Raw genomic sequence first — 12,061 nt, forward strand, 5'->3', positions numbered from 1 at the left:
CGGAAAGCGTCGTTGCCCGGCCGCGGGTGAGCGGCCGGGCAACGACTGGGCGGCGGATCGAGCTGCCGGGCGCCGGGATCAGCGCGGTGCGGGGTGGGTCAGACGCCGGGATCAGCGTGGTGCGGGGTGGGTCAGACGCCGGGATCAGCGCGGTGCGGGGTGGGTCAGACGGTGGCCTCGGCCGGGTGCCGCGGCGGGATCGTGTGGTCGATGGCGCGTGCCGGCTTGCGGTTGGGCAGCGCCAGCCGGAAGACCTTGGCCCACGCCGAGGCCACCTGCACGACGAACGGCCCGGTGACGTACTTCAGCTCGTACTTCTCGAACAGGGCCCGCACCTTCGGCGCGATCTCCGCGTAACGGCTGGCCGGCAGGTCCGGGAACAGGTGGTGCTCGATCTGGTGGGACAGGTTGCCGGTCATGATGTGCATGAGCTTGCTGCCGGAGATGTTCGCCGATCCGAGCATCTGCCGGAGGTACCACTCGCCCCGGGTCTCGCCGGTGATCGAGGTCCGCTCGAAGGTCTCCACGCCCTTCGGGAAGTGACCGCACATGATCACCGAGTGGCTCCACAGGTTGCGGACCACGTTGGCGACCGCGTTGGCGGCCATGGTGCCGAAGAACGCGCCGAGCGGGTTGCCGAAGGCGAAGCCGACCGGCACGGACAGGGCCGGGTGGGCGACGTAGTCCTTCAGCATCTGGTTGCGGATCTTGCGTCCGACCTGGCGCAGCCGGGCCCGGAAGTCCGGGTTGCTGCGGCGGCGCTTGCTGGCCAGGTTGCGGCCGAGCTCCAGGTCGTAGGCGGCGATGCCGTACTCGAAGAGGCACGCGTTGATGAAGTTGTAGAGCGGCTGGCCGAGGTGCGCGGGCGCCCACCTCTGCTGCTCGTCGACGCGCATGATGCCGTAACCGAGGTCGTTGTCCCGGCCGACCACGTTGGTGTACTTGTGGTGCAGCTCGTTGTGCGAGTGCTTCCACTGCTCGGCCGGCGCCGCGAAGTCCCACTCCCACGTCGTCGAGTGGATCTTCGGGTCGCGCATGAAGTCGTACTGGCCGTGGAGGATGTTGTGGCCGATCTCCATGTTCTCCAGGATCTTGGCGATGGAGAGGCCGATCGTGCCGAGGATCCAGGCCGGCGGGAGCACCGAGAAGAGCAGCACGGCCCGGCTGCCGACCTCCAGGCGCCGCTGGACGGCGATCATCCGTCGGATGTATTTCGCGTCCTTCTCGCCGCGGACGGCGAGCACCTCGTCCCGGATGGCGTCGAGTTCGCGGCCGATCTGCTCGATGTCCTCGGGGGAGAGGTGAGCGATCGGGTTGACTTCCTTGCGCTGCAGCGTCGTCACGGAACTTCCTCGTCTTTCGTGGGAGCCGGCCCGCCGGGGAGCGGCTCTCGGGGTGGGGCTCCGAGGGTTGCGGCCTCGGAGAGCGTGCGGTTCAGGTCTCGGGGGGGCGTACGGGCCAGGTTCGGAAGAGTGCGGGCCACGTCCGGGGGCGTGCGGGTCCGGGAGGCCGGAGGGGTCAGGCGTCGATCCGGCACGGGCCGGCGGCGGCCGAGATGCAGGTCTGGATCAGGGGCTTGTCGCCGTCCACCTCGGAGGCGGTGGTGATGGTGCCGTCCCGCAGGTCGCGGACGATGCCCTCGCGCATCGGCAGCACGCACTTGTAGCAGATGCCCATCCGGCAGCCGGATTTCATCAGCTGGCCGGCGGCCTCGCCGGCGTCGAGGATCGAGATGCCACCGGGGGAGTCCACGACGAGGCCGGATTTTTCGAACGTGACGGTGCCGCCCTCGCCGGCGACCAGCACGACCGTGCGGAAACGCTCGACGTGCAGCCGGTCGGAGGCGCCCGCGTCGGCCCAGTGCTCCTGGAGGTCGTCGAGGAGCTCGCCGGGGCCGCACGCCCACGTCTCCCGCTCGAACAGGTCGGGCACCAGGTCGGCCAGCCCGGCCGGCTTGAGCCGCCCGTCGGTGCCGGTGTGCCGCTCGATCAGCCGGATCCGGCCCTGGGCGGCGAGCTCGCGCAGCTCGGTGCCGAAGACCACGTCCTCGGCCGTCCGCGCCGAGTGCACCACGACCACGTCGCTCAGCTCGTGCAGGGCGCTGCGCAGCATGCCCATGACCGGGGTGATGCCGCTGCCGGCGGTCACGAAGAGCACCTTGGCGGGCCGCTGCTCGGGCAGCAGGAAGTCGCCGTCCGGCAGGTCGAGGTGGACCAGCATGCCCTTGCGGGCATTGGCGAGGAGGTACGAGCTGACGGTCCCGTTCTCGACGGCGTTGACCGTGATCGTGAACCTGCCGTCGCGCCGGTCGGCCTCGCTGCTCACCGAGTAGGCGCGCCAGAACCGGACCCCGTCGACGTCCACGCCGACCCGCACGTACTGACCCGGCCGGTTCGGCTGCCAGCCGCGGCCCGGGCGCAGCTCCAGAGTGACCGCCTTGGCGGTCTCGGGGCGCACCGCGTCGATCCGGGCGCGCAGGACGGTCGGGTTGCGCAGGGGCGCGATCACGTCCAGGTAGTCGGCCGGCACCACCGGAGTGGTGATCAGCTCGACCACACGCCACGCGCCGTCGCGCAACTTTCGGGTAACAGCCACGTGACCAAGCCTGGTGCCTGAGAAAAGCAAAGTCCTGACCAGGGGAAGTGAATCCGGAGCCGCATAATTGTTCGGCGGGGACAAGGACGCTTGTTCACGGGCTCCCTAGAGTCCGATCATGCGAGGCATCGTGAACAAGCCTGCTCGATCGGACCGGACTTGCCGAGCGGAATGTGGGGAGATCGCGTGAAACAACCGTTGCGCGACGTACGGTCGTATCGCCTGCCGACGGAGGTGATCGACCCGCTCCGGCACGGCCTGCCGAAGGTGTCCTCGCAGACCATCGACGCGATCGTCCGGGAGGTGCCGGCGTACGCGGAGCCGTTCTCCGGCGCGCTCGGGCACAAGATCGCGCGGGCGGTGCGGGCCGCGCTCGGCACCTTCCTCAACCTGGTGTCCCGGCCCGGCGCCGACCCCGGCACCCCGATGTCGTCGGCGATCGAGGCGGCGTATGCGCTGGGCAGGGGCGAGGCCCGCTCCGGCCGGAGTCTGGACGCGCTGCTCGCGGCCTACCGGGTGGGCGCCCGGGTGGCGTGGCGCGGACTGGCGGCGATCAGCGTCGAGGCGGGACAGCCGGCCGCCACCATCGCCGATTTCGCGGAGCTTGTCTTCGCGTACATCGATGAATTGTCCGCGGCCAGCGTCGCCGGACATGCCGACGAGCTCGCCGCCTCCGGCCGCATCCGCCAGCGGCGGCTGCAGGAGCTGGCCCAGGCGCTGGTCGCCGGGGAGCCTGCGCACGTCGTCCAGGGCCTGGCCGAGCAGGCCGAGTGGGCGCCGCCGCAGACACTCACCGCACTGCTGCTGCCGGAGCGTGCGGCACGCTGGGTGATCGACCTCCTCGATCCTCGTACGCTGCAGCTCGCGGACGCCGTACCAGATATGCCGGGTTTGACGGTCTTGTTCGTCCCGGATCCGCAAGGGTGCTCCCGCCCGACGCTGAACCGCCTGCTCACCGGGCACAGCGTGGTGATCGGCCCGGCCCGGCCGTGGACCGAGGCGCGGAGCTCGCTGGACCGTGCGGTGCGGGTGCACCGGCTCGGCCCACCGGACGGTGGCGCCGTGACCGACACCGAGGATCACCTGGCGGCGGTGGTCGTGACCGCCGATCCGAGTGCCCTGGAGGACCTGCGGACCTGGGCGCTGACGCCGCTCGCCGGGGAACGGGGATCCGCGGCGGCCAAGCTGATCGAGACGTTGCGCAGCTGGCTGCTGCATCACGGGCGGCGCGAGGACGTGGCCGCCGAGCTGTTCGTGCACCCGCAGACGGTCCGGTACCGGATGGCGCGGCTGCGTGAGCTGTACGGCGACCGCCTCCGCGACCCGCGATGGGTGCTCGCGCTGACCATCGCGCTGGCCATCCCCGAGTCGCTCACCGACCCTGCCTCGTGACACCGGTCACATACCAAAGTTTCGAACGGTCGACTTTCGGCAACTGGTCGCGGCCCTCCGCCGAGGCATAGCGTCGAGACATCGGTACGGCGGAGCGGGGGCGGCGATGGGCGGCGACAGGACGGGGCGTGAGCCGACCGTGCTCGCGTTCTCACCGGCCGGCCGGGTTCTCGTGCTGCTGGGCCCGGCCGCCGCCGGTGTGCTGGTGGCCGTGCTGGCACCGGCCATCGCTCGCCGGCTGGTCGACGTCGGCTTCCCGGTGCTCGGCGTGGTGTGGCGGGTGATCGCGTCCGTCGACACGTGGTGGAAGGTCGCCGTCCAAGCCGCCATCCTGGCCGTTCTCGGCGCGCTGGCCAGCGTCGAGATCATGCGCCGCAGCACCCGGGTGACCGTCGGCGTGGGCGAGGTGCGGTTGGAGACCGGCGACCGGGTGCTCTCCTTCCTCCGCCCGCAGATCGACTTCGTCTACATGGACGGCGGCTTCCTGGTGATCCTCGATCGCGACTCCCGGCACCTGTTCCACGGCGAGCCGCAGGCGGAGAGCGGCCCGTTGGGGAAGACCTTCACGGAGTATGGCTACCCCTGGCGCGACGAGGACCCTTTCACCGACCTCTACCAGCCCTGGGTCCCCGGGACGGGCCTGCTCCCGGTCGCCGTCGAGGCCGTCCTGTCCGCCAGGGCAGTCGCGTTGCGCAAGAAGGCCCCACGTGAGGCCACCGAGCTGCGCGACTCCCTGGAGAAACTCGGCTACGCGGTCCGCGACGACGGCGACCGCCAGTCATGGCGCCCACTGGTCCGCTCATGACCTCCCCGCACCGCCACACCACCGATCCACTGGCCCGGCCCTCGGATGCCCTGACCTCCGGCGAGCCACTTTCCGGCGCCGCCTCGCCTCCTGGGGCTGCGCCGCTTTCCGAAGTCGCGCAGGCTGACGCCCTTGCGTGGTCCGCGTCAGTCGCCTCTCGCGGGGGCGTTGCGGAGTCCGGGGCCGCGGTGGCGGGTGAGGGATCGGCTGCCGGGCGGCGTGGGTGGTTGCCCGGTGGGCGGGCCTGGGATGTCGCTGCGATCCTGGTGTCCTGGTTCGGTGGGTTGCTGCTGGTCGGTGACGCGGCGACGGTCCGAGGGCTCTCCGACGACGCCACCTTCCTGCATTTCGTGGCCGGGTGCGTCCTGTCGCTGGCGCTGTGGTGGCGGCGCCGCCACCCGATCACCGTGACGATCTTCCTGACGGCGGCCTCGGTGGTCGCCGACGGTGCCGGGATCGCCGCGCTGATCGGCCTCTACACCGTGATCTCCCTGCGGCGCGGCCGTCCGGTCGTCCTGTTGGTGCTGTTCAACCTGATCGGCGGGATCGCCTACGCACTGATCTATCCGGATCCGACACTGCCTCCCGCGGCGGGTCCGGTGGTCGGTTTCATGCTGACCGTCGCCATCCTCGCCGCCACGGTGGCCCTGGGGATGGCCGCCCGCTCCCGGCGGGAGCTGGTCGAGTCGCTGCGCGAACGGGCCGCCCGTGCCGAGGCGGAGGCCGCCCTGCGTGCCGAGCGGCACCGCGCCCTCGAACGCGAACGGATCGCCCGCGAGATGCACGACGCCCTCGCCCACCGGATCTCCATGGTCAGCCTGCACGCCGGCGCCTTGCAGATCCGTCCCGACCTGACCCCGGAGGAGGTGGCGAAGGCGGCGGCGACCATCCGCGACAGCGCCCACCACGCCCTCGAGGACCTACGCGAGATCCTCGGCGTCCTGCGGGCGGGCCCCGGCGATTCTCTGCGCCCACAGCCCGACGTGAGCCATCTCGGCGACCTGATCAGCGAGGCCAGGGCCGCCGGCGTGCAGGTGACGGCGACCAACCGTCTCGGCGACCGGCCACTGAGCGCGTCGCTGGGCCGAACGGTCTACCGTCTGGTCCAGGAGGGCCTGACCAATGCCGGCAAGCACGCCCCCGGCAGCCCGGTGACCCTCCTGCTGGACCAGACAACCACCGGAGAGTTACGCATCCATGTCTCCAACCCGCTGCCGCTGACCAGCCGCCGCCCCACAACACCAGGCGTCCGGCCAGGCTCCCGCTCGAGCCTTCCCGCCTCGGGTTCGTCGGCTTTGCGCTCGTCGGCCTTGGGTTCGGCCTTGGGTTCGTCGGCCTTGGGTTCGTCGCCCTCGGGTTCGTCGGCGTCGGGCCCGTCCGCGTTGGGTCCGTCCGCGCAGGGTTCATCCGCTTTGGGTTCGTCCGCCTTGGGCTCTCCCTCTCCCGCCACGAGCCCTCCCCTTTCGCCGGGTGAGACAGGCTCCCACGAGGGCGGCCCTGTCCCGTCGGGTGAGGCGGGTTTCCGGGCAGGCGGTCGCGGTTCGTCGAGTGGGGCGAGTTCCGGTTCGGGCGGCATGGGTTCGCCGGGCGAGGTTCAGTCGGGTGAGGCGGGCCTCCGCGCGAGCTGGACTGCCGGGCCGGACCGGGGGCCCGCTGTCACATCGGCGTTTCTGTCCGGCATCGGGCCTGCTGTCACATCGGCGTTCCCGTCCGGCATCGGGCCTGCTGTCACATCGGCGTTCCCGTCCGGCATCGGGCCTGCTGTCACATCGGCGTTCCCGTCCGGCATCAGGCCTGCTGTCACATCGGCGTCTCCGTTCGGCATCGGGCCTGCTGTCACATCGGCGTCTCCGTCCGGCATCGGGCCTGCTGTCACATCGGCGTTCCCGTCCGGCATCGGCCCTGCTGGTAGCGGTGCGGAGTCGGTGATCCCCGGGGCGGGCAGTGGGCTCGTCGGCCTGGCGGAGCGCGTCGAGTTGGCGGGCGGACGGTTACGGCACGGTGTCCGCGGTGACCCTCGGGCCGGACTCACCTTCGATCTGGAAGCCTGGTTGCCATGGCCGACTCCATCCGGGTCCTGATCGCCGACGACGACCCGCTGGTCCGGGTCGGTCTGTCGCTGGTGCTGGGTGCCGCCCCGGAGGTCGAGATCGTCGGCGAGGCCGGTGACGGGGCCGAGGCGATCACGATGGCCCGCGACCTGCAACCCCACGTCGTCCTGATGGATGTCCGGATGCCCCGGATGGACGGCCTCGCCGCGACCGAGGCGCTGCGCCGCGAGGGGCCGGAGCCCGCGATCATCGTGCTGACCACGTTCGACACCGACGAATACCTGCTCGGCGCGCTCCGGCGGGGAGCGAACGGCTTCCTGCTCAAGGACATCGCGCCCACCGAGATCCTGAGCGCGGTCCGCCGCGCCGCCGCCGGCGAGTCGATCCTGGCCCCGGCGGTGCTGCCCCGGCTGATCGACTACGCGGTCGGCCGCACAGGCTCCGCCCCGGCCGCCACCGAAGCAACCGGCGACGGCCGTAACCACGGCGGCGCGGCACACGGTCAGTCCGGCGGCACGAATGGCGGTCATCATCACACGACCGACGATCTGCCCGGTGGGATGACAGACGGCCTGCGTGGCGGGGTGACGGACGGCCCGTCCGGCTGCGGGCCGGACAGACTGCCCGGCGGGGTGACGGATGGTTTACGCGGCAGGGTAACGGGTGGTTCGCGCGGCGGGGTGACGGATGGTTTACGCGGCGGGGTGACGGATGGTTTACGCGGCGGGGTAACCGGTGGTTCGCGCGGCGAGGTAACGGATGGTTCGCGCGGCGGGGTAACGGATGGTTCGCGCGGCGGGGTGACGGGCGACCTGCCCGGTGGCGCTACGGAGGGTTCGCATCGCGGCGTCGGGAGCGTGGAGGCCGGTGACGGTCCGCGGGCGGCGGGGTCGGTGCGGCGGGAGCGGGCGGTGGCGACGCTGCGGCGACTCACTGAGCGGGAGCGGGACGTCGCCGAGGCCGTCGCCAGTGGATGGTCCAACGCGGAGATCAGTGCCGAGCTGCACATGAGCCTTCCGACCGTGAAGGCATACGTCTCGCGGTTGCTTGACAAGTTGGGCTGCACCAACCGGGTTCAGATCGCGATTCTCATCCACGAGGCCCGCTGACACTTCCCGGCCCGCCCGGCCCGCCCGGCCCGCCCGGCCCGCCCGGTCCGCCTGGTCCGGCCAGGCCTGGCCCCTGCCCGACCTGGCCCAGGCCTGGCCTGGCCCTGTCCTGCCCGGCCTGGCCTGGCCCTGTCCCGTCCGGCCTGGCCTGGCCCCGTCCGGCCTGGCCTGGCTCCGTCCGGCCTGGCCCGGCCCTGTCCTGTCCGGCCTGCCCTGTCCTGTCCGGCCTGGCCCGGCCCTGTCCCGTCCGGCCTGGCCTGGCCCCGTCCGGCCTGGCCTGGCCCCGTCCGGCCTGGCCCTGTCCTGTCCGGCCTGGCCCGGCCCTGTCCCGTCCGGCCTGGCCTGGCTCCGTCCGGCCTGGCCGGCCCGGTCCCGTCCGGCCTGGCCCCGCCCGACCGCCCGGTCGGTGCGGCGTTGGCAGTGCTGGTGTCGCTCGCCCATCGACCTCACCCGGCTCCGGTCGGGAGACGCCGGGGGCGCTCGGCCGGCTGGCGGCTGGTGAGGGTGAGGGGTGAGGGGGCGCTGGTGCTTGTGCTGGATGGTGTGTGACGGGATGGGGTTCTGGGGTGGGTGGGGTCCGGAAAGGACGGTGAAAGTAATGGAAGTCGTGAGGGTCGTTACATGCGGTGGCCCGGCGGCGGAACACGGGCTAACGTGGGCGCGGTCGTAATGCCCATCCAGACGGTATGCATTGCGACGCTCGTCACAACTGCTGACCAGGGTGTTTACGTGATTGAAATAAGCGGTCTTCGTAAGACGTACCGCTCCAGGAAGGTCTCGGTCGCGGCCGTCGACGGGGTTGATCTCAGCGTCGGTGAGGGTGAGGTCTTCGGGGTTCTCGGGCAGAGTGGCGCGGGCAAGAGCACCCTCCTGCGCTGCGTCAACATGCTGGAGCGGCCCGACGCCGGCACGGTCAGCGTCGGCGGGCAGGAGATGACCACGCTGCGCCGCCGGCAGCTGCGGATCGCCCGGCAGGGCATCGGGATGATCCATCAGCATTTCGCGCTGCTGTCGTCGCGGACCGTCGCCGGTAACGTGGCGTTCGCGCTGGAGGTCACCGGCACCCCGCGGGCCGAGCGCCGGGCCCGGGTCGCCGAGCTGCTGGAGCTCGTCGGGCTCACCGGGCGCGCTGACGCGTACCCCGCTCAGTTGTCCGGCGGCCAGAAGCAGCGGGTCGGTATCGCCCGGGCGCTCGCCGCCCGGCCGAAGGTGCTGCTCTCCGACGAGGCAACCTCGGCACTGGACCCGGAGACCACCGAGTCGATCCTGCGGCTGCTGCTCGACTTGAACCGGCGGCTCGGCCTCACCATCCTGCTGATCACCCACGAGATGAGTGTGGTCAAGCGGATCTGCACGTCGGCGGCGGTGATGCGGGACGGGCGGTTCGTCGAGGCGGGCACGATCACCGATCTGCTGCGGACGCCGGGTTCGGAGCTGGCCCGCGATCTGTTCCCGTTGGACGGGCCGACGGTGGTGGACGGCGCGACGGTCGTCGACGTCACGGTCAGTGGCCCTGAGGCGGAGGAGCCGATCATCGCCGAGCTGGCCCGGCGGTTCGCTTCGGACGTACGCATCCTCGGTGGGTCGGTGGAGACGCTCGCCGCGACGCGGGCCGGGCGGTGGCGGATCGCCCTGCCGGGCGCCCCCGACGACAACCGCGAGGCCCTGGAGTTCCTGCGCAAGCGTGGAGTCACGTCATGACCTGGTCCGAGGTGTTGGAACTGCTGAACGTCGGCCTTCAGGAGACGGCCTGGATGGTGGGCGTGTCCGCGCTGCTCACCGCGGTCGGCGGCCTGGTCGTCGGGGTGCTGCTGGTGCTCACCGACAAGGGCCGGCTGCGGCCGCTGAACGCGGTTCTCGGCGCGATCGTGAACGTGGGCCGGTCGCTGCCGTTCATCATCCTGCTGGTCGCGGTGATCCCGTTCACCCGGGCGGTCGTCGGCACCACGATCGGTACCGACGCGGCGATCGTCCCGTTGACGATCGGCGCCATCCCGTTCTTCGCCCGGATCGTCGAGTCGGCGCTGCGTGAGGTGCCGCCGGACGTGGTGGCCGCGGCGACCGCGATGGGCGCGACCCGGACGCAGATCGTCGGCAAGGTGCTGCTGCGTGAGGCACTGCCGGGCCTGGTCGCGGGCCTGACGATCACGGTGATCGCGCTGGTCGGCTATTCGGCGATGGCCGGTGTGGTCGGCGGCGGTGGTCTCGGTGACCTGGCGATCCGCTACGGCTATCAGCGGTTCGAGACCGAGGTCATGATCGCGACCGTGATCGCGCTGGTTCTTTTCGTTCAGCTCGTCCAGATGGTCGGTGACCTGCTCGTCCGCAGGCTGTCGCACCGCTGAGCGAAACGTCGGGCCGCCGCACGAAAGGCGGCCCGAAATCCTGCAAGTCCCATAGAAATGAAAGGTCCAAAAGAATGCGCCGCCGCTCCTTCGCTGCCGTCCTGACCGCCGCCGCGCTCACCCTTGGCCTGGCCGCTTGCGGTTCGGGTGACGACGCCGGCGAGGCGAAGTCGACCGATACCCTCAAGGTCGGCGTCAGCCCGGTCCCGCACGGCGAGATCCTCAAGTACGTCGCCGACAACCTCGCCGCCGCCGAGGGCCTGAAGATCGAGATCAAGGAGTTCAACGACTACATCCAGCCGAACGTCGCCCTGAGCGAGAAGCAGCTCGACGCCAACTACTTCCAGCACATCCCGTACCTGGAGGAGGAGATCGCGGCGAAGGGCTACAAGTTCACCGCGCTCAAGGCGGTGCACATCGAGCCGCTCGGTGTGTACTCCAAGACGGTCAAGGCGATCGCCGACGTGCCGGCCGGTGGCGTCGTCGCGATCCCGAACGACCCGTCGAACTCGGGCCGTGCCCTGAGCCTGCTCGCCAAGAACGGCCTGATCACCCTCAAGGACGGGGTCGGCGTCAAGGCGACCGAGAAGGACATCACCGCGAACCCGAAGAACCTGCAGTTCAAGGCTCTGGAGGCGGCCCAGCTGCCGCGGAGCCTGGAGGACACGGCGATCTCGGTGATCAACGGGAACTACGCGATCGAGACCGGCCTCAAGCCGTCCACCGACGCTCTCGCGCTGGAGACGGGTGACGACAACCCGTACGCCAATCTGGTCGTGGTCCGCACCGGCGACGAGGCCGATCCCCGCGTGGTGAAGCTGGAGAAGCTGCTGCACTCGGCCGAGGTGAAGAAGTTCATCGAGGACAAGTACCAGGGTTCGGTCCTGGCGGCGTTCTGACGTGGTGAAGGGGAGCCGGCCGGCTCCCCTTCGAAAAGAGAACTCAGAAACAGAGAACTCAGCAGGCGCCCTGATCGGCCCAGACGTCGGCGACGCCGGGCGTCTCGCCCTGCGTCCACCACTTGGCCCGCCAGGTGCGGCTGTTGTGCGACGCCAGGTTGCCGCCCACGTAGACGGTCCCGCTGCTCCACGCCGGCGCGGTGCACGAGCCGGACGGCGGGGGAGTGGTCGGGCCGCCGCCGCCGGTGCCACCGATGTTGACGTCGATGCACGAGTAGAACGCGTTCGTCGTGTCGGAGATGGTCCAGACGGCGAGGACCTTCTGCCGGCCCGAGAACCCGCTCAGGTTGACCGTGTGGGAGAGCGTCGCCGGCGGCTGCTGGCTGTTGCCGGCGAAGTACCCGACGCGCGTGCCGCCGATGAAGTACTCCCAGCTCGCGGTCGCGTGGCGGGCCGTGTTGATCCACGTGAACGTCTGCGTGGTGCTGACGTTGGTGGCCGGCCAGCCCTTGCTGTCGTCGTTGAGCTCGGCGAACACCGCGTTGTTGCCGTGGCAGTTGCGCAGGCCCTTGGGGCCTTCGACGCTCTGCGGCTCGTACTTGATCTGCCCGCAGGCGACCCGGCCCTGTGCGCAGAGCGCCTGCCGGCTGGGCGGCGAGGAGACGTAGCCGTGAGCCGAGGCCGGCGACACGACCAGGAGCGATCCGGCGGCACCCAGGAGGGCTACCGCGATGAGGGTGATGAGTCGGCGCATGTCACTCCCCAAAGATGAACATCGATCGATGGATGTGACAAAAATATAAAGCAAGGTTTCCTAATAGAAAAGCGCCCTCATGGAAGCGCGCCCTCCGCCATACAGGGGCGG

9 protein-coding genes and 2 pseudogenes are annotated in these 12,061 nt (G+C 70.7%); 8 read left to right on the top strand and 3 right to left on the bottom strand.

Annotated features, from left to right (window positions below):
• Nucleotides 1-164: 164 nt before the first annotated feature.
• Both ACFO0C_RS40230 and ACFO0C_RS40235 read right to left on the bottom strand, forming a co-directional pair.
• The gene (locus ACFO0C_RS40230) at nt 165-1,343 is read right to left on the bottom strand and encodes a fatty acid desaturase family protein (RefSeq protein ID WP_378072073.1); all 1,179 of its coding nucleotides are present in this window, start codon (nt 1,341-1,343) and stop codon (nt 165-167) included.
• A 175-nt stretch (nt 1,344-1,518) separates the two neighbouring features.
• Complete coding sequence (locus ACFO0C_RS40235) at nt 1,519-2,595, bottom strand: ferredoxin reductase (protein ID WP_378072074.1); 1,077 nt, start codon at nt 2,593-2,595, stop codon at nt 1,519-1,521.
• Between the two features lie 186 nt (nt 2,596-2,781).
• On the opposite strand from ACFO0C_RS40235, the gene ACFO0C_RS40240 reads away from it, so the two are divergent.
• From ACFO0C_RS40240 to ACFO0C_RS40275, 8 genes and pseudogenes are all read left to right on the top strand, one after another.
• Nucleotides 2,782-3,987 (top strand): PucR family transcriptional regulator, encoded by a 1,206-nt coding sequence (locus tag ACFO0C_RS40240; RefSeq protein ID WP_378072075.1) that lies wholly within the window; start codon nt 2,782-2,784, stop codon nt 3,985-3,987.
• Nucleotides 3,988-4,093: 106 nt separating this feature from the next.
• Nucleotides 4,094-4,792: a YqeB family protein gene (locus tag ACFO0C_RS40245; protein WP_378072076.1), complete on the top strand. Its 699-nt coding sequence runs from the start codon at nt 4,094-4,096 to the stop codon at nt 4,790-4,792.
• Nucleotides 4,793-5,019: 227 nt separating this feature from the next.
• On the top strand, nt 5,020-6,873 hold the full coding sequence (locus tag ACFO0C_RS40250; protein ID WP_378072077.1) for a histidine kinase: 1,854 nt from the start codon (nt 5,020-5,022) through the stop codon (nt 6,871-6,873).
• Nucleotides 6,849-7,271, top strand: a pseudogene (locus ACFO0C_RS40255) (response regulator); the annotation flags it as partial. The gene ACFO0C_RS40250 and the pseudogene ACFO0C_RS40255, both read left to right, overlap by 25 nt.
• Nucleotides 7,272-7,751: 480 nt before the next feature.
• Nucleotides 7,752-7,952: pseudogene (locus ACFO0C_RS49070) on the top strand (response regulator transcription factor); the annotation flags it as partial.
• A gap of 729 nt (nt 7,953-8,681) precedes the next feature.
• The gene (locus ACFO0C_RS40265) at nt 8,682-9,653 is read left to right on the top strand and encodes a methionine ABC transporter ATP-binding protein (RefSeq protein WP_378072078.1); all 972 of its coding nucleotides are present in this window, start codon (nt 8,682-8,684) and stop codon (nt 9,651-9,653) included.
• Nucleotides 9,650-10,297, top strand: a complete 648-nt coding sequence (locus ACFO0C_RS40270; RefSeq protein ID WP_378072079.1) for a methionine ABC transporter permease — start codon at nt 9,650-9,652, stop codon at nt 10,295-10,297. The genes ACFO0C_RS40265 and ACFO0C_RS40270 overlap by 4 nt, the downstream gene beginning before the upstream one ends.
• A 74-nt stretch (nt 10,298-10,371) precedes the next feature.
• A complete protein-coding gene (locus ACFO0C_RS40275; protein ID WP_378072080.1) occupies nt 10,372-11,196 on the top strand; it encodes a MetQ/NlpA family ABC transporter substrate-binding protein in 825 nt (274 codons plus the stop codon).
• 58 nt (nt 11,197-11,254) lie between these two features.
• On the opposite strand, the gene ACFO0C_RS40280 is transcribed toward ACFO0C_RS40275, so the two are convergent.
• Nucleotides 11,255-11,950: a lytic polysaccharide monooxygenase gene (locus ACFO0C_RS40280; protein ID WP_378072081.1), complete on the bottom strand. Its 696-nt coding sequence runs from the start codon at nt 11,948-11,950 to the stop codon at nt 11,255-11,257.
• Nucleotides 11,951-12,061 lie beyond the last annotated feature (111 nt).

The organism is Actinoplanes subglobosus (assembly GCF_042650585.1).
GTDB classification, from domain to species: domain Bacteria; phylum Actinomycetota; class Actinomycetes; order Mycobacteriales; family Micromonosporaceae; genus Actinoplanes; species Actinoplanes subglobosus.